Origin of the sequence: Streptomyces sp. NPDC089424 (genome assembly GCF_044749345.1) — a bacterium.
Lineage (GTDB): Bacteria > Actinomycetota > Actinomycetes > Streptomycetales > Streptomycetaceae > Streptomyces.
Genome location: NZ_JBIVHU010000003.1, coordinates 365,734 through 386,115, shown reverse-complemented (window position 1 = coordinate 386,115; position 20,382 = coordinate 365,734). Strand labels below are relative to the sequence as shown.

At 71.7% G+C, this 20,382-nt stretch carries 21 protein-coding genes; 10 read left to right on the top strand and 11 right to left on the bottom strand.

The window, feature by feature from the left end; genetic code table 11:
• Window positions 1-85 precede the first annotated feature (85 nt).
• Window positions 86-715 (top strand): CGNR zinc finger domain-containing protein, encoded by a 630-nt coding sequence (locus tag ACIP2X_RS16740; RefSeq protein WP_401673194.1) that lies wholly within the window; start codon window positions 86-88, stop codon window positions 713-715.
• Here ACIP2X_RS16740 and sodX read toward each other — a convergent pair.
• On the bottom strand, window positions 619-1,053 hold the full coding sequence (gene sodX / locus ACIP2X_RS16735; RefSeq protein WP_401674474.1) for a nickel-type superoxide dismutase maturation protease: 435 nt from the start codon (window positions 1,051-1,053) through the stop codon (window positions 619-621). The genes ACIP2X_RS16740 and sodX overlap by 97 nt on opposite strands.
• Window positions 1,054-1,198: 145 nt before the next feature.
• Here sodX and sodN point away from each other — a divergent pair, with 145 nt between their 5' ends.
• Window positions 1,199-1,594, top strand: coding sequence for a superoxide dismutase, Ni (gene sodN / locus ACIP2X_RS16730; RefSeq protein ID WP_401673191.1), 396 nt, complete (start codon window positions 1,199-1,201; stop codon window positions 1,592-1,594).
• Between the two features lie 98 nt (window positions 1,595-1,692).
• On the opposite strand, the gene ACIP2X_RS16725 is transcribed toward sodN, so the two are convergent.
• Window positions 1,693-1,926, bottom strand: coding sequence for a hypothetical protein (locus ACIP2X_RS16725; RefSeq protein WP_401673188.1), 234 nt, complete (start codon window positions 1,924-1,926; stop codon window positions 1,693-1,695).
• Window positions 1,927-1,945: 19 nt separating this feature from the next.
• Complete coding sequence (locus ACIP2X_RS16720) at window positions 1,946-3,100, bottom strand: anion permease (RefSeq protein ID WP_401673186.1); 1,155 nt, start codon at window positions 3,098-3,100, stop codon at window positions 1,946-1,948.
• 127 nt (window positions 3,101-3,227) lie between these two features.
• On the opposite strand from ACIP2X_RS16720, the gene ACIP2X_RS16715 reads away from it, so the two are divergent.
• The gene (locus ACIP2X_RS16715) at window positions 3,228-3,962 is read left to right on the top strand and encodes a VOC family protein (RefSeq protein ID WP_401673183.1); all 735 of its coding nucleotides are present in this window, start codon (window positions 3,228-3,230) and stop codon (window positions 3,960-3,962) included.
• 12 nt (window positions 3,963-3,974) lie between these two features.
• Here the strand turns inward: ACIP2X_RS16715 and ACIP2X_RS16710 are convergent, their stop codons facing one another.
• The 4 genes from ACIP2X_RS16710 to ACIP2X_RS16695 form a co-directional block, all read right to left on the bottom strand.
• Window positions 3,975-5,201, bottom strand: coding sequence for an RNA polymerase sigma factor (locus tag ACIP2X_RS16710; protein WP_401673181.1), 1,227 nt, complete (start codon window positions 5,199-5,201; stop codon window positions 3,975-3,977).
• A gap of 9 nt (window positions 5,202-5,210) precedes the next feature.
• The gene (locus tag ACIP2X_RS16705) at window positions 5,211-5,627 is read right to left on the bottom strand and encodes a YciI family protein (protein ID WP_401673178.1); all 417 of its coding nucleotides are present in this window, start codon (window positions 5,625-5,627) and stop codon (window positions 5,211-5,213) included.
• Window positions 5,628-6,230: 603 nt separating this feature from the next.
• Complete coding sequence (locus ACIP2X_RS16700; protein ID WP_401673175.1) at window positions 6,231-7,376, bottom strand: family 2 encapsulin nanocompartment cargo protein polyprenyl transferase; 1,146 nt, start codon at window positions 7,374-7,376, stop codon at window positions 6,231-6,233.
• Window positions 7,377-7,494: 118 nt separating this feature from the next.
• Window positions 7,495-8,901 (bottom strand): family 2B encapsulin nanocompartment shell protein, encoded by a 1,407-nt coding sequence (locus tag ACIP2X_RS16695; RefSeq protein ID WP_401673172.1) that lies wholly within the window; start codon window positions 8,899-8,901, stop codon window positions 7,495-7,497.
• A gap of 292 nt (window positions 8,902-9,193) precedes the next feature.
• On the opposite strand from ACIP2X_RS16695, the gene ACIP2X_RS16690 reads away from it, so the two are divergent.
• Both ACIP2X_RS16690 and ACIP2X_RS16685 read left to right on the top strand, forming a co-directional pair.
• A complete protein-coding gene (locus ACIP2X_RS16690; RefSeq protein ID WP_401673170.1) occupies window positions 9,194-9,784 on the top strand; it encodes an N-acetylmuramoyl-L-alanine amidase in 591 nt (196 codons plus the stop codon).
• Window positions 9,785-9,805: 21 nt separating this feature from the next.
• Window positions 9,806-10,708 carry a 1-aminocyclopropane-1-carboxylate deaminase/D-cysteine desulfhydrase gene (locus ACIP2X_RS16685; protein ID WP_401673168.1) on the top strand — a complete coding sequence of 301 codons (903 nt, stop codon included), beginning with the start codon at window positions 9,806-9,808 and terminating at the stop codon, window positions 10,706-10,708.
• A 76-nt stretch (window positions 10,709-10,784) separates the two neighbouring features.
• Here the strand turns inward: ACIP2X_RS16685 and ACIP2X_RS16680 are convergent, their stop codons facing one another.
• A complete protein-coding gene (locus ACIP2X_RS16680; protein WP_401673166.1) occupies window positions 10,785-12,398 on the bottom strand; it encodes a Na+/H+ antiporter in 1,614 nt (537 codons plus the stop codon).
• Between the two features lie 61 nt (window positions 12,399-12,459).
• Between ACIP2X_RS16680 and ACIP2X_RS16675 the strand changes: the two genes are divergently transcribed.
• The 3 genes from ACIP2X_RS16675 to ACIP2X_RS16665 all read left to right on the top strand — a co-directional run bounded on the left by ACIP2X_RS16675 (window position 12,460) and on the right by ACIP2X_RS16665 (window position 14,631).
• Window positions 12,460-12,720, top strand: a complete 261-nt coding sequence (locus ACIP2X_RS16675) for a UBP-type zinc finger domain-containing protein (RefSeq protein WP_401673164.1) — start codon at window positions 12,460-12,462, stop codon at window positions 12,718-12,720.
• 259 nt (window positions 12,721-12,979) lie between these two features.
• The gene (locus tag ACIP2X_RS16670; protein ID WP_015657891.1) at window positions 12,980-13,393 is read left to right on the top strand and encodes an anti-sigma factor; all 414 of its coding nucleotides are present in this window, start codon (window positions 12,980-12,982) and stop codon (window positions 13,391-13,393) included.
• A gap of 17 nt (window positions 13,394-13,410) precedes the next feature.
• Window positions 13,411-14,631, top strand: coding sequence for a SigB/SigF/SigG family RNA polymerase sigma factor (locus tag ACIP2X_RS16665; RefSeq protein ID WP_401673161.1), 1,221 nt, complete (start codon window positions 13,411-13,413; stop codon window positions 14,629-14,631).
• 11 nt (window positions 14,632-14,642) lie between these two features.
• Here the strand turns inward: ACIP2X_RS16665 and ACIP2X_RS16660 are convergent, their stop codons facing one another.
• Window positions 14,643-15,095 carry a hypothetical protein gene (locus tag ACIP2X_RS16660; protein WP_401673158.1) on the bottom strand — a complete coding sequence of 151 codons (453 nt, stop codon included), beginning with the start codon at window positions 15,093-15,095 and terminating at the stop codon, window positions 14,643-14,645.
• Between the two features lie 158 nt (window positions 15,096-15,253).
• Between ACIP2X_RS16660 and ACIP2X_RS16655 the strand changes: the two genes are divergently transcribed.
• Window positions 15,254-16,222 (top strand): diacylglycerol/lipid kinase family protein, encoded by a 969-nt coding sequence (locus ACIP2X_RS16655; protein WP_401673156.1) that lies wholly within the window; start codon window positions 15,254-15,256, stop codon window positions 16,220-16,222.
• A gap of 320 nt (window positions 16,223-16,542) precedes the next feature.
• On the top strand, window positions 16,543-16,800 hold the full coding sequence (locus ACIP2X_RS16650; RefSeq protein WP_016639615.1) for a WhiB family transcriptional regulator: 258 nt from the start codon (window positions 16,543-16,545) through the stop codon (window positions 16,798-16,800).
• A 242-nt stretch (window positions 16,801-17,042) separates the two neighbouring features.
• Here the strand turns inward: ACIP2X_RS16650 and ACIP2X_RS16645 are convergent, their stop codons facing one another.
• Together ACIP2X_RS16645 and ACIP2X_RS16640 are read right to left on the bottom strand one after the other, a co-directional pair.
• Window positions 17,043-18,509 (bottom strand): sensor histidine kinase, encoded by a 1,467-nt coding sequence (locus ACIP2X_RS16645; protein WP_401674472.1) that lies wholly within the window; start codon window positions 18,507-18,509, stop codon window positions 17,043-17,045.
• Between the two features lie 495 nt (window positions 18,510-19,004).
• Complete coding sequence (locus ACIP2X_RS16640) at window positions 19,005-20,093, bottom strand: SIS domain-containing protein (RefSeq protein WP_401673153.1); 1,089 nt, start codon at window positions 20,091-20,093, stop codon at window positions 19,005-19,007.
• Window positions 20,094-20,382 lie beyond the last annotated feature (289 nt).

Genomic DNA, 20,382 nt, shown 5'->3' with positions numbered 1-20,382 from the left:
AACCGCCTACGTAATACCCTGGAAGCACGATCGGCTGTTACGCGACCGCAGACATGACCATAGAGCCCCTCCGTAAGGACTACAAGTGGAACTGGCCTATTACTCGGATTACGCCGTACGCCTCGTCAACAGCGAGGAGCCGGCCCGGGGCAAGGACTCGCTGACGTCGGTCGAGGCCGTCCGGGAGCTCTTCGGTGCCAACCAGTCCGCGGCCCGTCGCGCCACCGACGCCGACGTGACGCGTTTCCGCTCGGTCCGGGCCCGGCTGCGCGCGGTCTTCGAGGCGGCCGACGGCGGCGACGAGACCCTGGCCGTGGACCTGCTGAACTCCCTGCTGCTGGAGTTCCCGGTCAGCCCCCAGATCTCCGGACACGACTTCCGGGACGACGACGGCCGCCCGCTGTGGCACATGCACCTCGCGGACCACCCGTCGAACGCGACAGCCGGCTACGCGGCCATCGCGGCGATGGGCCTCGCCTTCCATCTCACCGAGCACGGCGTGGACCGCCTGGGGCTGTGCGAGGCGTCGCCGTGCCACAACGCCTACCTCGACACGTCCACCAACCGCTCCCGGCGCTACTGCTCCGACCGCTGCGCCACCCGCGCCAACGTGGCCGCCTACCGGGCGCGCAAACGCCTGGAGGCCGACCGGACGGAGAACACGGGCCTGGCCGCCGAGAGCGCCCAGCGCAGCGCCGCCAGCGGCGAGCGCTGACCCGGCCTGCGCGGCCGGTACCGGAACAGCACCCGGCCGAGGACCAGCTCGTCGGGCACGACCCCGTAGTCGGTGCTGTCCCCGCCCGCGTACGCGTTGTCGCCGCGCACCCACCAGCCGCCCTCGCGGCGCTCCGCCGCCCGCTTGACGACGAGCAGGTCCTGCTGGAAGGGGTGCCGCAGCACGACGACGTCACCGGGCCTGACCCGCGCGGCGTAGCGCAGCAGGAGCCGATCCCCGTGGTAAAGCGTCGGCACCATGGACGGCCCGGTCACCTCGGCCAGTCCGAAGGGCGGGACGCCCCTTTCGCGCTCGGTCTCCTGCGACAGCTCCGGCATCCCCGGCACCTCCCCGGTTCGATCCTCCACCAGTCTCAGTCTCACCCCGGACTTTTGTCCTAAGCCCATGGGGGCACTCGCGAAATCAAGTCGCTCAGGGAGTAATGTCCCCCCTGAGAAGACGATCACGAGGAAGGAATGCTCCATGCTTTCCCGCCTGTTTGCCCCCAAGGTCACGGTCAGCGCGCACTGCGACCTGCCCTGCGGTGTGTACGACCCGGCCCAGGCCCGCATCGAGGCGGAGTCGGTCAAGGCCGTCCAGGAAAAGATGGCCGGCAACGACGACCCGCACTTCCAGGCTCGTGCCACCACGATCAAGGAACAGCGCGCCGAGCTTGCCAAGCACCACGTCTCGGTGCTCTGGAGCGACTACTTCAAGCCCCCGCACTTCGAGAAGTACCCGGAGCTGCACCAGCTGGTCAACGACACCCTGAAGGCCCTCTCGGCCGCCAAGGCGTCGACCGACCCGGCCACCGGCCAGAAGGCCCTCGACTACATCGCCCAGATCGACAAGATCTTCTGGGAGACCAAGAAGGCCTGACCTTCGCACAGGACCGGCGGTCGGTGCACCACCGCCAGTCAGGGGCGAACGACGGGGCCCGGCCGCACGACGGCCGGGCCCCGTCGCAGTCCTGTGCCTCAGTGGAAGTGCGGCACGAGCAGATAAATCCCGTACGCCACCACGGCCGCGCACGCGAGGAAGCACACCCCCGCCTGGGTCAGGGCCAGTACCGGTGTCCCGCGTCCCTTCTCGCGCCCGTCGGCCACCCGGTCGAGTCCGAGGACGCCGAGGGCGAAGACGACGACCACCGCCACGGTGGCGCCGAGGCTCACCGCGGCGACCTCGCCGAGCGCGCTCCAGTGCAGCTGCATCGATGCTCAACTCCTTGGTTCAGGTGGTCGTCCCGACCTTGTCGTGGGAGGCGGCCCGCAGGGTCACCTCGTGGGACTCGTTGACGTTGCGGGCGTCCACCGGATTGCGGCGCGACAGGACGAAGATCCCGCCGGCGAGGGCCAGGCCGACCAGCGCGACCAGCGCGGTGCCCAGGGTGCCGCCGTGAGTGACCGCGCTCGCCGCGAGGCCGCCGACCAGCGCGGCGGCGGGCAGGGTGACCATCCAGGCGACCAGCATCCGGCCGGCCACCCCCCAGCGCACCTCCGCGAGCCGTCGCCCGAGGCCGGCGCCCAGGATGCTGCCGGAGCAGACCTGGGTGGTGGACAGCGCGAACCCGAGGTGCGCCGAGGAGAGGATGACGGCGGTGGAGGCGGTCTCCGCCGCGAAGCCCTGCGGTGACTGGATCTCCGTCAGGCCCTTGCCCATCGTGCGGATGATCCGCCAGCCGCCGAGATAGGTGCCGAGGCCGATGGCGAGGCCTGCCGAGGCGATCACCCACAGGGGCGGCCCGGAGCCGGGGCCGAGCGCGCCCGCCGAGATGAGGGTCAGCGTGATCACACCCATGGTCTTCTGCGCGTCGTTGGTGCCGTGCGCGAGCGAGACCAGCGAGGCCGAGGCCACCTGCCCGGCCCGGAACCCCCGCTCGACCGGGCCGCGGCGGGCACGTGCGGTGATCCGGTAGGCGAGGTACGTCGCCACCAGGGCCGCGACGCCGGCGACCAACGGGGAGGCGATCGCCGGGATGATCACCTTCTCGACCACCATGCCGAAGTTGACGCCGTGCGTGCCCGCGCCGACCCACACCGCCCCGATCAGCCCGCCGAACAGCGCGTGCGACGAACTCGACGGCAGGCCGAGCAGCCAGGTCAGGAGATTCCACAGGATCGCCCCGACCAGCCCCGCGAAGATCATCCCCGGTGTGACCAGGGAGTCGTCCACGATGCCACCCGAGATCGTCTTCGCCACCTCGGTGGACAGGAAGGCGCCCACGACATTGAGGACGCCGCTGATCAGGACCGCTGTTCTGGGGCGCAGCGCGCCGGTGGCGATGGAGGTGGCCATCGCGTTCGCCGTGTCGTGGAATCCGTTGGTGAAGTCGAAGGCGAGCGCGGTGACGACGACGACCGCCACGAGGAACGTGATGTGGTCCATACATCTACGTATTCCGCCCCGCCCCAACTGCCGTTGAACGAAAGGCAAAGGCTCCGTCCGGAATCCCCGGTCTCCAGGCCGGCCCGCGCCCCCCTCGCGACCGGCCCCGCGGCCTACGATCGCCGCCATGACGATCCACTGGACCTACGCCTTCATCGACCGCCCCGCCGAGCGGCTCCCGTCGGCCGAGTCGTTCTGGACCGCCGTCACCGACACCCGGCTCTCCACGCGCCGGGGGGAGTTCGTCACCCTCCTGCCGGCCACGGGGACGGACGCGTGCGTGAAGGTCCAGGGCGTCCGGGAGGGGCCCGGGGGCGCGCATCTCGACTTCGCCGTCGACGACGTGGACGCGTTCACCGCGTCGGCGGTGCGGGCCGGGGCCGAGGTGGCCGCCGGCCACGAGGGGTGGACCGTGCTGCGCTCACCGGCGGGTCAGCCGCTGTGTGCCGTGCCGTGGCACGGGGAGTCGGCGCGGCCGCCCGTCGTGCGGGGCAGCCGGCTCGATCAGGTGTGCGTCGACGTGCCGCCCTCGGCGTACGACGCCGAGGTGGCCTTCTGGACCGGGCTGCTGGCCGGCTGGGAGTCCTCGCCGGGCAGCCGCCCCGAGTTCCATGTGATCGGGCCGCCGGCCGGACTGCCGGTGCGGGTGCTGCTCCAGCGGCTCGGCGCCGAACGCCCCGTCGCCGCCCACCTGGACCTGGCCTGCGCGGACGTCGCCGCCACCCGCGCCGGACACGAGCGGCTCGGGGCCACGTCGGTCGCCACCGGCGCCCATTGGACGGTGATGCGCGACCCGGCGGGCGGCACCTACTGCCTGACCGGCCGGGACCCGGAGACGGGCGGGCTGCCCGCCCGTCCGTGACGACGCGCGTCGCTACGGCTTCAGCCGTGCCGCCCGCGCCTTGAGGTAGCGCTGCTCCGGCAGGCTCAGCGTCCTGCCGGCCGCCGACTCGTAGGCCGCGCGGGCGGACTCGTACTCCCCCGTCCGCTCCAGCAGATGCCCCCGCACCGCGTCGAGGCGGTGCCCGGCGCCCAGGTCGCCGGCCAGCGCGTCCAGTTCGGCGAGGCCCGCCCGCGGGCCACGCACCATGGCGACGGCGACGGCACGGTTGAGCCGTTCGACCGGGCCGGGTACCAGACGGACGAGGACCTCGTAGAGGCCGAGGATCTGCCGCCAGTCGGTCGCCTCCGCCGACGGGGCCTCGTCGTGCACGGCGGCGATGGCGGCACGCAGCTGGTACGGGCCCGGGCGGCCACCGGACAGCGCCCGGGTGACCAGGGCGACGCCCTCGTCGATCGCCGCCTTGTCCCAGCGGGTCCGGTCCTGCTCGTCGAGGGGGATCAGCTCCCCGTGCGCTCCCGCGCGTGCCTCGCGGCGGGCGTCGGTGAGCAGCATCAGGGCCAGCAGTCCGGCCACCTCGCCGTCGTCCGGGAGCAGGCGCTGTACCGTGCGGGTGAGCCGGATCGCCTCGCCGGCCAGTTCGCGGCGCTGGAGCGCGGCGCCGGAGGTGGCGGTGTAGCCCTCGTTGAAGATCAGGTAGAGGGTGTGCAGGACGGCGGGCAGCCGGTCCCGCCAGTTGTCGGGCCGGCCGAAGCGCACGCCCCGCACCTTCTGCTTGGCCCGGCTGACCCGCTGGGCCATGGTCGGCTCGGGCACCAGGTGGGCACGGGCGATCTCGGCCGTGGTCAGGCCGCCGACCGCGCGCAGGGTGAGGGCGATCTGCGCGGGCGGGGTCAGGTCGGGGTGGCAGCACAGGAAGAGGAGCGTCAGGGTGTCGTCCTCGCGCGGCGCCCGGTCCGTGCCCGGGGCCGGGGCGGTGAACGCGTCGCGCGGGGTGAGCGCCGCCGCCCGCTCCTCCCGCTGCCGCCGCGCCGCCTCACTGCGCAGTGCGTCCGTCAGCCGCCGCGCGGCGACCTTGATCAGCCAGCCCCTCGGATTGTCCGGAACCCCGGTCGAGGGCCACTGCCCGGCCGCCGCCAGCAATGCCTCCTGCACGGCGTCCTCGGCGGCGTCGAAATGCCCGTAGCGGCGTACGAGCGCGCCGAGGACCTGCGGCGCGTTGCGGCGCAGCAGGTCCTCGACCTCGTCGGTGCGGTGCATCGGTACCGGTCAGCCGAGGTCGCCGGAGCCGTCCATGATCGGCCGGATCACCACCGGGTACTCCGGGGCGCCCGCGGGCTGCGGGCTGCGGGCCACCCGCTCGGCGATCTCCGTGACCCGCTCCAGGCTGGCGCAGTCCAGCACCCAGTAACCGGCCAGCAGTTCCTTGGTCTCGCCGTACGGGCCGTCGGTGATCACGGCCTTGCCGTCCGCGTCGAGGCCGACCAGCCGGGTCCTGGCCGGCTCCGCCAGCCCCTGTCCGTCGACCAGTTCGCCGCTCTCCGCGAGGTCGTTGTTGAGCGCGCTCATGTACGCGTACATGGCCTGCAGATCCTGCTCGCTCCAGGCCGGCGAGTCCGTGGACGCGCTGCCCTGCATCGCCTGGTAGTCCGCCTGCGAGCCCAGCACCATGACCAGGTACTTCATCGTCGTCTCCTTCACTCGGGCCACCCGGCGCGGGCGGCTCTCGCAGGGGACGTCGGAGCCGACCGGGGATTCTCGACACCTGGTCGGAGAATTTTTCCCGGCACATCTCCCGGGCACTGGTCCGGGGCCTCTCCCCGGGGCTCCGCCAAGGCTCTCAGGGGTTCTTGGCGACTGTCTCGGTTTCGGTCTCTTCCGTGGCGGGCGTCGCCGGCCGCTCCTGCTCGGACGCGGCACCTTCCGTGGCGGTTGCTCCGCAGTGGGGGTTCCGGCACGGTCCGGCCACCCATACCGGGACCCACGCGCCCAGCGTCTTGTGGCGCCGGACGACCGTATCGACGGGCTGTCCACAGTCGGGACAGACATGCTGTGCGCTGTCCATGCCCCCAGCGTAGGGCGGACGACGGCTCGGCGCTTGCTGCTGTTCGCCCGCACGAGCACGCCGTCGCCGACGACGCGCACCGGCTCCGGCCGGGGGGGGCGACAGGGACGGGCCCCGCACACCGTGGGGATGTGCGGGACCCGCCCGAGCCGGAACCGGCCGGGGCGCGCGGGTCAGGAACCGCACGCCCCGGCCGGCCCGGGTCCTTCTCGCGGCGCCGGCGCTCAGGTGCTGCGCCGGGTCACGAACTCGGCGAGGGCGAGCAGTCCGCCGGCCTCCTGCGGGTCGGGAATCGCGCGGGACAGCTCCTGCATCGCCCGTGCCATCCGCTCGGACGCCTGGACCTGCGCCCAGTCGCGTCCGCCGGCCCGCTCCACGGCCAGCACCGTGGACTCCAGGTCTCCGCCCTCGTACGGCAGCGCGTACAGCTCGGCGAGCTCGGCGGAGGCCGGTGTTCCCGAGGACAGTGCGGCGACGACCGGCAGGGACTTCTTGCGGGCCGCCAGATCGGCCCCGGCCGGCTTGCCGGTGTGGCCGGGGTCGCCCCATATGCCGATGACGTCGTCGATGAGCTGGAAGGCGAGCCCCGCCTGCCGGCCGAAGGCGTCCAGCGCCTCGACCTCGGCCGGGTCCGCCCCGGCGTACAGCCCGCCGACCGCGCACGCGCACCCGAGCAGCGCCCCGGTCTTGGCCTCGGCCATGGCGAGCACCTCGTCGAGGGTGACCTCCGAGGGCCCGCGCCGCTCCATGGCCGTGTCGATCTGCTGGCCCTCGCACAGCTCGACGACACAGGACGCGAGCCGTGCGGCGGCCGCCGAGGAGGCGGGGTGCGGGTCCTGCGCGAGCAGGCGCAGGGCGAGCGCCTGGAGGGCGTCCCCGGCCAGGATCGCGTCGTTGGTGCCGAACACCGTCCACGCGGTGGGCCGGTGCCGCCGCGTGGTGTCCCGGTCCATCACGTCGTCGTGCAGCAGGGTGAAGTTGTGCGCCAGTTCCACCGCCGCGGCCGCCCGCACCGCGCTCTTCTGCGCCTGGGACCCGCCGAGGGCGGACGCCGCGGCGAGGACGAGCGCCGGCCGGATCGCCTTGCCCGCGTTGCCGGACGCGGGCGTGCCGTCGGCGTGCTCCCAGCCGAAGTGGTAGCGCGCGACCCGGCGCATCGCGGTGGGCAGCGAGTCGATCGCCGCGTGCAACTCCGGGTCCACCGACGCCCGCGCGCGCTCCAGGATCACCACGGCCTCGGGACCGTCGAGGGCCTCCGGTCCGCCGTCCGCCCGGGGCGCGACGGGGCTCCGGCTCCCGGGCACACCGGCCGTGCGCCGCACGGCCGGTGCCGGGGACTGGTCCTTCGACTCGGTCACGGACTCTGTCATACGAGCGAGGTCCCCCCTCGGAGAGTCGGCGGGCAGCGGCGCCTGCGCTCCGGCCGGGCGCGTACCCCGAGGTGTACCCGCCCTGCCGGGCGGGGACACGACACTCGGACCGGGCAGGTCACCGCCAGCGGCCGATCTCGACGTTCTCCAGCACGCCGAGCGCGTCCGGCACCAGGACCGCCGCCGAGTAGTAGGCCGTCACGAGGTACTTGATGATGGCCTGTTCGTTGATGCCCATGAACCGCACCGACAGGCTCGGTTCCAGCTCGTCCGGGATGCCGGACTGGCGCAGGCCGATCACACCCTGGTCCGCCTCGCCCAGACGCATCGCGATGATCGAGGTGGTGCGGGCCTCGGTGACCGGGATCTTGCCGCAGGGGTAGATCGGGACACCGCGCCAGGTCGGGATGCGGTTGCCGCCGACGTCGATCGTCTCCGGCACCAGGCCCCGCTTGTTGAGCTCACGGCCGAACGCCGCGATCGCGCGCGGGTGGGCCAGGAACATCTTGGTCCCGCGCCGGCGGCTGAGCAGTTCGTCCATGTCGTCGGGGCCGGGCACCCCGTCGTGCGGCTGGATCCGCTGGTCGTACTCGCAGTTGGTGAGCAGCCCGAACTCACGGTTGTTGATCAGCTCGTGCTCCTGGCGCTCCTTCAGCGCCTCGACCGTCAGCCTGAGCTGCTGCTCGGTCTGGTTCATCGGCTGGTTGTAGAGGTCGGCCACGCGCGAGTGGATGCGCAGCACCGTCTGGGCGATGCTCAGTTCGTACTCGCGGGGTCGCGCCTCGTAGTCCACGAAGGTGTGCGGGATGTCCGGCTCGCCCGCGTGACCGGCCGCGAGGTCGATCGCCTTCTCGCCGTACTTGTTGGTGCGCTGCTGTGGGAGCGCGCGCCGCTCCTCCAGGTGCTCCCGCAGCGAGTCCGAGCGCTCGGCGAGCTGCTCGACGTGCTGCCGGGAGAGCACGAGGACCGTGCAGGGGGTGATGGCGCGGGCCGTGAACTCCCAGATGGCGTCGGGGTCGAGCAGCGCCTGCTCGCCCAGGTACGCGCCGTCGGCGAGCACACCGAGGCTCTCGTCGTCGCCGTACGGGCCGGTGCCGATCTTCTCCACCCTGCCGTGCGCCAGCAGGTAGACCTCGTCGGTCTGGTTGCCGAAGCCGGCGATCACCTCGCCCGCCGCGATCTCGCGCTGCTCGCAGCGGTGCGCGAGCTCGGTCAGCACCTCCTCGTCCTCGTAGGACCGCAGCGCCGGCAGTTCGCCCAGCTCCGCGGGGATGACCTCGACACGGTCGCCGGTCTTCACGAAGGTGATGCGTCCGTCTCCCACGGCGTAACTGAGTCGCCGGTTCACGCGGTACGTGCCGCCCTGTACATCCACCCACGGCAGCATGCGCAGCAGCCAGCGCGAGCTGATCTCCTGCATCTGGGGTACGGACTTGGTCGTGGTGGCCAGGTTCCGCGCGGCCGCCGTGCCGAGGCTCTGCTGCGGCCTGCTCTGCTCCGTGCGGACCTCTTCGCCTACCGACATAAGGAATTGCCCTCCCGGTCATGCCCTGGCAACGGATTGCCCCGGGCACCGATCTCCACGGAGAAGCCTTCCAGCACGGACAGTGATCGTGCTATTACCCGAAAGAGCGGGAATGGATCAACTCCCCCTGGGCACATATGGGTTCCGCCTCGCACGGCGGCCGCGCACGCACAGTGGCCGAATACGCTCGCTCGCTGTACGAACGGGAGGTTCCGTTTCTTCCGCGTTCGGTACAAGCAGCATGTACGAGGCGGCCGCGCCGGGCGGCCGTCGCGCCGCGAAGGAGGCACCGATGGCCTCACCCCTGTCCGCGAACCGTTTCCTCGACTGCCTGCGGGACGAGGGCCTGACCGTCGTCGAGGTGGGCAACTGGAGAGAGCACAACCGCAACCACAAGGGCCCCTGGGGCCCCGTGCACGGGGTCATGATCCACCACACCGTGACCCGGGGCAGCGCCCAGACCGTCGAGCTCTGCCGCAAGGGCTACGAAGGCCTGCCCGGCCCGCTGTGCCAAGGCGTCATCACCAAGGACGGCCGGGTCCACCTCGTCGGCTACGGCCGCGCCAACCACGCGGGGCTCGGCGACGACGACGTGCTGCGCGCGGTGATCGCGGAGAAGGCGCTGCCGCCGGACAACGAGGCGAACACCGACGGCAACCGCCATTTCTACGGCTTTGAGTGCGAGAACCTCGGCGACGGCAAGGACCCCTGGCCCGAGGTGCAGCTGGAGGCCATCGAGCGCGCCTCCGCGGCGATCTGCCGGCAGCACGGCTGGACGCACCGGTCGGTCATCGGCCACCTGGAGTGGCAGCCCGGGAAGGTGGACCCGCGCGGGTTCACGATGGCCGCGATGCGGGGGCGCATCGCCGAGCGACTGAAGTAGCCCACGAGCGACAATGACCGGGTGACCAGCCCCGACGCCCTCGCCACCCTGCACCCGCGGCTCCCCTCCCCGGTGCGGGAGGTGCACGACGACCGGTTCGAGCGGCACGGCGTACGGCTGCTGCTCAAGCGCGACGACCTGATCCATCCCGACCTCGTCGGCAACAAGTGGCGCAAGCTCGCGCCCAACCTCACGGCGGCGCACGGGCGCCCCGTCCTCACCTTCGGCGGCGCGTACTCCAACCATCTGCGCGCCACCGCCGCCGCGGGCCGCCTCCTCGGCCTCGCCACCATCGGTGTGGTCCGCGGCCAGGAACTCGCCGACCGGCCCCTCAACCCCTCCCTCGCCCGGTGCGCGGACGACGGCATGCGGCTGCACTTCGTCGACAGATCGACCTATCGCCGCAAGACCGACCCCGTCGCCCTCGCCGCCCTGCTGCGCGCGGTCGGCGCAGAGGACGCCCACGTGGTGCCGGAAGGCGGCAGCAACTCCCTGGCCGTACGCGGCTGCCGGGCGCTGGGCGAGGAACTGCGCGGGCAGGCCGACGTGGTGGCGATCGCCTGCGGCACCGGCGGCACCCTGGCGGGCCTGGCGGCGGGGCTTGGGCCCGACGGGCGCGCGCTCGGCATACCCGTGCTCAAGGGCGGCTTCCTCGGCGCGGAGATACGGACCCTGCAGCAGACGGCCTTCGGGGGGCCGCGCGGTGACTGGCACCTCGACGACCGCTTCCACTTCGGCGGCTACGCGCGTACCGGCCCGGAACTCGAAGCCTTCGCAGCGGACTTCGAGGACCGGCACGGACTGGCCGTCGAGCGGCTGTATGTCGCCAAAATGCTGTACGGACTTGTCGCCCTCGCCGAGGAGGGCGCCTTCGCCCGCGGAAGCACGGTGGCGGCCGTCGTGACCGGCCGCCCCTTCCCCTGACCTGGTCTAGGGGCTGTCTGACAATTCCCGTCTGCCGGACGCCCTCCGGGCGACGACGCGAATTGTCAGACAGCCCCTAGGTCGTCTCGCGGTACGCCGCCGCCTCCTCCAGGTCCAGGCGGCGCAGCAGCGTGCGCAGCATCTCGTCGTCGATGAAGCGGCCGTCGCGGAGCCTGACGAACACCTCGCGCTCGGCGCTGATCATCTCCCTGGCCAGCCGGCGATAGGTGTCGTCGGCGGTCTCACCGGTGATGGGGTTGGACTGGCCGAGCCGCTCCCAGACGGCGTTGCGGCGGCGCTCCAGCACCGCGCGCAGCCGGGCGGCGAGCGGTTCGGGCAGGGCGTTGCGCTCGTCGGCGAGCAGTTCGTCCAGGCGTCGCTCGGCGGCCCGGGAGGCCTGCGCCTGGGCGTTGGCCTCGGCGAGCGTCTCGGCCTGGACGTCGCGGCCGGGCAGTTTGAGCAGGTGGATCAGCGGGGGCAGGGTCAGGCCCTGCAGGACGAGGGTGCCGATGACCGTCGTGAAGGTCAGGAAGAGGATCAGGTTGCGGCCAGGGAAGGGCTCCCCGCCCTCCATGACCTGCGGGATCGAGAAGGCGATGGCGAGCGAGACCACGCCCCGCATCCCGGCCCAGGAGATGATGAACGCGCCCTTCCAGACGGCGCCCGTCTCCGAGACGGCGTCCGCCTCCCGCTCCCGGATCCGCACCGACAGCATCCGGGGCAGACACACCGACGGATACACCCATACGAACCGGGACACGACGACCACCAGGAAGACGGCGACCGCGTACCAGGCGGCCTCCAGACCCTCGTACTCCCCCAGTCCCTCCAGGACCACCGGCAGTTGGAGGCCGATGAGGGCGAACACCGCGGACTCCAGGACGAAGGCGACCATCTTCCAGACCGCGCTCTCCTGGAGCCGGGTGGCGAAGTCCACCTCCCACGCGCGATGACCGAGATACAGGGCGACCACGACGACCGCGAGGACACCGGAGGCGTGCACCGCCTCGGCGACGGCGTACGCGACGAACGGGATCAGCAGCGAGAGGGTGTTCTGGAGGAGGGGCTCCTTGAGGTGGGTGCGCAGCCAGTGGATCGGCACCATGAGCACGAGTCCGACGACGATGCCGCCGAGCGCCGCGACCAGGAACTCGGCGATGCCGCCCGCCCAGGTCGCGCCCTCGCCGACGGCGGCCGCGAGGGCGACGCGGTACGCGGTGATCGCGGTGGCGTCGTTCACCAGGGACTCGCCCTGGAGGATCGTGGTGATCCGGGACGGCAGCCCGACCCGGCGGGCGATCGCGGTGGCCGCGACCGCGTCCGGCGGTGCCACCACCGCGCCCAGCACCAGCGCCGCGGTCAGCGGCAGGCCCGGGACGATCACATAGGCGGCCCAGCCGACCACGAAGGTCGCGAAGAGCACGTACCCGACCGACAGCAGCGCGACCGGCCGCAGCTGGGCGCGCAGGTCGAGGTAGGAGCTGTCGGTGGCCGCGGTGTGCAGCAACGGCGGCAGGATCAGCGGCAGCACGACGTGCGGGTCGAGGTGGTAGTCCGGCACGCCCGGCAGGTAGGACAGCACAAGTCCGGCCGCGACCAGCAGCAGCGGCGCCGGTACCGGGGTACGCCGCCCTGCCGCGGCGATCGCGGCGCTGCCCGCCACCAGCAACAGCAGTGGCATCACGTCCATGGTCCTCGCCCACCCTCGTTTTCGGCGCGGCGTTCCGCGCGCCCGTCGTAACCTGGCAATCATGAAACAGTGCACGCACGCCGACGAGCTGCCGCACCCGGAACCCGAGGCCCGTACGGAGACCTGCCCGGAGTGCCTGGCGGACGGCTCGCATCCGGTGCAACTGCGGTTGTGCCTCACCTGCGGCCACGTCGGCTGCTGCGACTCCTCCGAGGGGCGGCACGCCACGGAGCATTACAAGGACTCCGGTCATCCGGTGATGCGGACGTTCGAACCGGGGGAGAATTGGCGATGGTGCTTCGTCGACCACGTCCTCGCCTGACCTGTTCGTGACGTCCGGACCGACGGTTCGAGCGTCTGACGTCTGGGTACGTCAACCCGGCGCGCGCTCTTCCCAATTGGGGGCGCCCACCCTCTAGCCACTGTGCGTGTTCATGTGTTTACTATGAGTGACAGCAAGGGGTTGGGGTCCCGGGGACAGGTAGGTTCCGAGCGCGGTAGCGTCACCGCTGAACACACTTCGCGTTACCCCGAGGGGCGACCCTCGGCCCCGTAGAGCTTGTACCACCTTGGAGGTGAGGGTGTCCCAGATCGCAGGCGAGCCCGCGACCCAGGACTTCGTGGAAGTCCGGCTGCCGGCCGCGGGTGCCTACCTGTCGGTGCTGCGGACGGCCACGGCCGGCCTCGCAGCCCGTTTGGACTTCACCCTCGACGAGATCGAGGACCTGCGCATCGCGGTCGACGAGGCCTGCGCGATCCTGCTCCAGCAGGCCGTGCCCGGCTCGGTGCTCAGCTGTGTCTTCCGGCTCGTCGACGACTCGCTGGAGGTGACCGTCTCGGCACCCACGACCGACGGCCACGCCCCTTCGCGGGACACCTTCGCCTGGACCGTGCTGTCCGCCCTGGCAGGCAAGGTCTCCTCCGCCGTGGACGACGACAAAACCGTTTCGATCAGCCTCTACAAACAGCGCGGCGCGGGACCCGGGCCGGCGTGAGGGACGGGGACGGACCGGTGCGGGACGAAGAGCGCGGCACACGGGAGCTGCCGACGGGGGAGCCCGAAGGCGTCCCCGGCCCCGGCGGCGCCGAGAGCCTGGGGGACGGTCCGGTCGCCCGTCGCACGGCGGACGGCGTCGACGGCATCCCCGAGCAGGCCCGGCCGCATCCGGAGGACGACTCCGACGCGACACAGGCCGGCTTCCCGGACGACGGGCAGCGGGACGGCAAGGGTGCCGTGCGGAGTGCACCTCCGCAGCGGCGGATCGGAATGTCCCCTGCCCATGGGGGTCCCCCCGCGCGGGCGACGTCGGGAGCGGGGGACGGGACGAGGCCTCGGGGAAGGGCGACGGGCGCGACGATGAGCGAGCACGAGCGATACGCGGAGCAGGACGTGCAGAACGTGCCCGACGCGCGGCACGACGCGCGTGCCACGCCCGAGCCGGCGGCCGCGCGCGGCACGCAGTCCACCCACCACCACCCCCAGGACCGCAGCGGCGCGCGCGCCCTGTTCGTGGAGCTGCGCGGACTGAAGGAGGGCTCCCCGGAGTACGCGGAGCTGCGCAACCAGCTGGTCCGGATGCATCTGCCGCTCGTCGAGCACCTCGCGCGCCGCTTCCGCAACCGCGGTGAGCCGCTGGACGACCTGACCCAGGTCGCCACCATCGGCCTCATCAAGTCGGTCGACCGTTTCGACCCGGACCGCGGCGTCGAGTTCTCGACGTACGCGACCCCGACGGTCGTCGGCGAGATCAAGCGCCACTTCCGCGACAAGGGCTGGGCGGTACGCGTGCCGCGCCGGCTCCAGGAGCTGCGCCTCTCGCTCACGACGGCGACCGCGGAGCTCTCGCAACTGCACGGCCGCTCCCCCACGGTCCACGAACTCGCCGAGAAGCTCGCGATCTCGGAGGAGGAGGTCCTGGAGGGCCTGGAGTCCGCCAACGCGTACTCCACGCTGTCCCTGGACGTCCCCGACACCGACGACGAGTCCCCGGCCGTCGCCGACACCCTCGGCGCGGAGGACGAGGCGCTGGAGGGTGTGGAGTACCGGGAGTCGCTCAAACCGCTGCTGGAGGACCTGCCGCCCCGCGAGAAGCGGATCCTGCTGCTGCGCTTCTTCGGCAACATGACCCAGTCGCAGATCGCGCAGGAGGTCGGCATCTCCCAGATGCACGTCTCCCGCCTGCTGGCCCGCACCCTGGCCCAGCTGCGGGAGAAGCTGCTGGTGGAGGAGTAGGCGGGCCTTGTCTACTTGCCGGCGCCGCCGGGTCCGCGGATTCCGAGGGCCTGGGTCGTCTCCGGGTTGAGGAGCAGCACCAGGGACGCGACCGCGGCCACCGCCAGGGCGATGCCGCCCGGGATGGCCATGCTGTCGGCCTGGAGCAGGTTGTAGGCCACGGGCAGCGAGATGATCTGGGTGATGACGGCCGGGCCACGGCTCCAGCTGCGCCGCGCGAGCAGCCCGCGCGCGGCGAGCAGCGGCAGCAGCGCGAGCACCAGCAGCGTGACGCCGCCGGTGACGGCCTGCTGCCGGTCGTCCGGGTGCCCGGTCAGCCCGAGGACGAGGATCCAGACCCCGCCGACCACCAGCGCGAGCCCCTCCAGCGCGGCCAGCGCCGCCGCCACGGTCAGCCGGACGGGACGGGGACCGGCCTCGGCGGCGGTCTCGGAAGCGGGGGTGGGGTTCTGCTCAGCGCTCACCCCAGAAGGGTAGCCCTCGCCTCCGTCCCGTCCCCGAAGACCCCGGGGCGGGTACGGCGCACAAATCCGGTCACCCGTGTCCAGGCTCACTCGTCGATCTCCGCCCGATCCCCGGTCCGGCCTGTGCCCGGTACCACCCAGTAGGTACCCTGCGAGTCATGCGTGCACTTCTCGTGGTCAATCCGGCGGCAACCACCACAAGCGCACGTACGCGCGATGTCCTGATCCATGCGCTGGCGAGCGAGATGAAGCTCGAGGCGGTCACCACCGAGTACCGCGGACACGCGCGCGACCTGGGCCGGCACGCGGCGGAGAGCGACGACATCGACCTCGTGGTCGCCCTCGGCGGCGACGGCACGGTCAACGAGGTGGTCAACGGTCTGCTCCACAACGGTCCCGCCCCCGGCCACGTCCCCGGTCTCGCCGTGGTCCCCGGCGGCTCCACCAACGTCTTCGCCCGCGCCCTCGGTCTGCCCAACGACGCCGTGGAGGCGACCGGCGCACTGCTGGACGCCCTGCGTGAGGGCGGCGAGCGCACCGTCGGACTCGGTCTGACCTCGGGCCCGCCGGGAACCGCGGACGAGGCTGTGCCGCCCCGCTGGTTCACCTTCAACGCCGGGCTCGGATTCGACGCCGGCGTCGTCGGCCGGGTCGAGCAGCAGCGCGAACGCGGCAGGAAGTCGACCCACGCGCTCTACGTGCGCCAGGTGCTGCGCCAGTTGCTGGGCGAGCCGAGTCGCCGGCAGGGCACGATCACCATGGAGCGGCCGGGCGAGGACCCGGTGACGGATCTGCTGCTGTGCATAGCGTCGAACACCGCCCCCTGGACGTTTCTCGGCAACCGCCCGATGTACGCGTCGCCCAAGGCCTCGTTCGACACCGGACTCGATGTGTTCGGTCTGACCCGGATGTCCACGGCGTCGGTTGCCCGGTATGGCACCCAGTTGCTCACTTCGTCCCCCGAGCGTGGACCCCAGGGAAAGCATGCCGTGTCCTTGCACGATCTGGACGAGTTCACCTTGCATTCGAAGGCGCCACTGCCCCTTCAGATGGACGGTGACCACCTGGGACTGCGTACCAGCGTGACGTTCACAGGCGTACGCCGTGCACTGCGTGTGATTGTGTGAGCAGAAGGGGCTAAAGTCCTTTCACTCGAACGTTTAGGCCAGGATCCACCCCATGGAAGTACGGCTGTGACCTAGTCGACACCGAGGAATCAAAAAAAACTTTCCGGAAGGGGTTGTATCCGTCGCCGAGGTTTGCGAGTCTCTACATGGCGATCGGGACGGCCCGCAACACCGGCCTCCACAGATCACCGGAACCCCTCTCCAATCAAGGACCACGCCGAGGAATACTCGGTGGGCGGCCCTTCACTTGTTGAGGGATTCGTGAAAGCGTTCACATTCACAAGCAAATCTTCACGTAATACCAAGGAGAGGTAGCAGCCATGGACTGGCGTCACAACGCCGTTTGCCGCGAGGAAGACCCCGAGCTCTTCTTCCCCATCGGCAACACCGGTCCTGCGCTGCTGCAGATCGAGGAAGCCAAGGCCGTCTGCCGTCGCTGCCCCGTCATGGAGCAGTGCCTGCAGTGGGCGCTCGAGTCCGGCCAGGACTCCGGCGTCTGGGGTGGTCTCAGCGAGGACGAGCGCCGCGCCATGAAGCGCCGCGCCGCCCGCAACCGGGCTCGTCAGGCCTCCGCCTGACCTACCCACCCCGCTGACAGCCTGAGCTTGGCGGCGCGTACAGCGAGTACGCATCTCCCGCCCCCGAGCCGCAGCGCGCAGTACCCCTAAGCGCTTACGCAGCGAGCGACTGGTCCCGGACCTTCTGGTCCGGGACTTTTTGCTGCGCCCGGTGGCGCCCGCACCCCGTCAACCGGATCCGGTCTCCGGCCCGTTCACCGAGCGACTCGTTCACCGAGTGGCCCGGTCACCGCGCGGGCCGGTCACTTCTGCGCGCGTACCGGGATGTCCAGCACGACCCGCGTGCCGCGCTCCGGCGCCGGGACCATGTCGAACGTGCCGCCCAACTCGCCCTCCACCAGCGTGCGTACGATCTGCAGACCGAGGTTGCCTGAGGTGTGCGGGTCGAAGCCCTCGGGCAGGCCGACCCCGTCGTCCTGCACCGTGACCAGCAGGCGGGACTCCTTGGTCGTACCGCCGCGCACCGCCGACACCTCCACCGTGCCGGTGTCGCCTTCCCGGAAGCCGTGCTCCAGCGCGTTCTGCAACACCTCGGTGAGCACCATGGACAGCGGGGTGGCGACCTCGGCGTCGAGGATGCCGAAGCGGCCGGTGCGCCGGCCGGTGACCTTGCCGGGCGAGATCTCGGCGACCATCGCCAGCACCCGGTCGGCGATCTCGTCGAACTCCACTCGTTCGTCCAGGTTCTGAGACAGCGTCTCATGAACGATCGCGATCGAGCCGACCCGGCGGACCGCCTCCTCCAGGGCCGCCCGGCCGCGCTCGGACTCGATCCGCCGGGCCTGCAGGCGCAGCAGGGCGGCCACCGTCTGCAGGTTGTTCTTCACCCGGTGGTGGATCTCCCGAATGGTGGCGTCCTTGGTGATCAACTCCCGCTCGCGGCGGCGCAGTTCGGTGACGTCCCGGAGCAGGACGAGGGAACCGATGCGGATGCCCTTGGGCTTGAGCGGAATGGCCCGGAACTGGATGACGCCGTCGTGGGCCTCGATCTCGAACTCGCGCGGCGCCCAGCCGCTGGCCACCTTGGCCAGGGCCTCGTCGACGGGGCCACGGCTCGGGGCGAGTTCGGCCGTCGTGCGGCCGAGATGGTGGCCGACGAGGTCCGCGGCCAGGCCCATGCGGTGATACGCGGAGAGCGCGTTCGGGGAGGCGTACTGGACGAGGCCGTCCGCGTCGAGCCGGATCAGGCCGTCGCCCACGCGGGGCGAGGCGTCCATGTCCACCTGCTGGTTCGCGAAGGGGAACGAGCCGGCCGCGATCATCTGTGCCAGGTCCGAGGCGCTCTGGAGGTACGTCAGTTCGAGACGGCTCGGGGTGCGCACGGTCAGCAGGTTGGTGTTGCGGGCGATGACGCCGAGGACGCGCCCGTCCCGTCGTACCGGAATGGACTCGACGCGGACGGGGACCTCCTCGCGCCACTCCGGGTCGCCCTCGCGCACGATCCGGCCCTCGTCGAGTGCCGCGTCCAGCATCGGGCGGCGGCCGCGCGGGACGAGGTGGCCGACCATGTCGTCCTGGTAGGAGGTGGGGCCGGTGTTCGGCCGCATCTGCGCGACGGAGACGTAGCGCGTGCCGTCGCGGGTGGGGACCCACAGGACCAGGTCCGCGAAGGACAGGTCGGAGAGCAGCTGCCACTCCGAGACCAGCAGATGGAGCCACTCGAGATCGGAGTCGTCGAGGGCGGTGTGCTGGCGGACCAGTTCGTTCATGGAGGGCACGTCTGCGAGCGTACCCGGCGGTTTGTGCAGGTCCTAAAAGTGTCCGTACGGGAACGACGGCGCTACGAGAGGGAAGACGGCACGGGGCCTGAGAACACCCGCGGGCCGCGGCGCCTGGGAGGGACCCTCAACCCTCCCGGCACCGCAGCCCGGAGCAGCATCGGCCACGGGGTGTGCGGTCCCGGTCGGCCGAAGGATGAGGAGCCGGGGCAGTCAGGGCAGAGAGCACCGGATCCTCGGTCCGCCTTCCTGTGCGGGGAAGGCGGAGGCTTCTCGTTTCTATGCGTCTCCCCGATTGTGGACTAGACCACTACTGGTGTCCATGCGTCGGGGGCGGTTTGTTGTTGAAGAGTGTGTGGTGTTGGCGCTTCGCAGCCTAACCCGCCGGGCTCATGCGCGGGGCCGGATGGCCACGGCAATTTCCGCGAGAGCCTCCGCTTCCGCGCGATCGCGCCGTCGCACGCCGGTGGGGACACGCCCGGGGGGTCAGCGCGTCTCCGTCACCTTCGCCAGCGCCCGGGGCGCGTCCGGGTCCTGTCCGCGGGCGATCGTGACCTCGTAGGCCAGCAGCTGGAGCGGGATGATCTCCAGTACGGGCTGGACCTCCTCGGCGACACCCTCGGTGGGCAGGACGAACCCGGCCGAGGCCCGCTCGACATGCCTCCTCGGCCCGACCACGACCAGGTCGGCGCCCCGTCCGCGCAGCCGGTCGAGGACGGGCTGGAGCGCCTCCCCTCCCCTGCCGTCGGTGACGACCGCGATGACCGGGGAGACGTTGTCGACCATCGCGAGCGGGCCGTGCAGCAGGTCGGCGCCGGAGTAGGCGAGGGCCGGGATGTAACTGGTCTCCATGAGCTTCAGGGCGGCCTCCTTGGCCGTGGGGTAGCCGAAGCCGCGGGAGGTGATCACCATCCGCTCGGCGAAGCGGTAGCGGGCCGCCAGGGTGCGGACCTCCTCGTGCCGCGCGAGCAGTTGCCCGGCGAGGTCGGGCAGGACCTGCGCCGGGGCGCCGTCTCCGCCGCGCAGGCCCTCGACGAACAGGTAGAGCGCGAGGAGGGAGGCCGTGTAGGTCTTGGTCGCGGGGAGCGCCTTCTCCGGCCCCGCCAGGATGTCCAGGTGGTACTCGGCGACACCGGCCAGCGCCGAGTCCGGGTTGTTGGTCACCGCGAGGGTGATCGCGCCCGCCTGGCGGGCGGCGCGCGTGGAGGCGACCAGGTCCGGCGAGCCGCCCGACTGGCTGACGGTGACGACCAGGACGTCGGTGAGGTCGGGGCGGGCGCCGTAGGCGGTGAAGGTGGACATGGAGGTCAGACCGCAGGGCAGGCCCAGCCGGACCTCCAGGAGGTACTTGGCGTAGAGGGCGGCGTGGTCGGAGGTGCCGCGGGCGGTCAGCAGCACGAAGCGCGGCGCGCGGGCCGCGATCTCCCGTGCCACCTGGCGGATCGTGGGCGCGCCCTTGTCGAGGATCCGGCGCAGCACCTGGGGTTGCTCGCCCGTCTCACGCGCCATGATCCGGCCGGGGACCTCGCTGTGGGGCGCGTGGGGGTCGTGGGGGTACGGGACGGGGGCGGTCATGTGGGTCCCTCCGCGTCGGCGTCGGCTGCGTCGGCCCTGTGGCGCCGGACCACCGCGAGGTGAGTCGCCGGTGGCCGGTCGCCGGCCGCGGCCGTGGTGCCATTCCACTCCCCCACGGCGGCTCGTGCCTCCCCAAGGGCGCCGCCCGGGGCGTGTCTTCACCTGGATCCCGGCCTGTCGTCACGGGCCGTTCCCCTTGCGGCAAGGCGCGCCGGAGGGGCTTGTCTTCGCCTGGGACGGGGCACACCTCTCTGTTAGATTGGTCTAAACCACATGGCCCCTTCCGGGT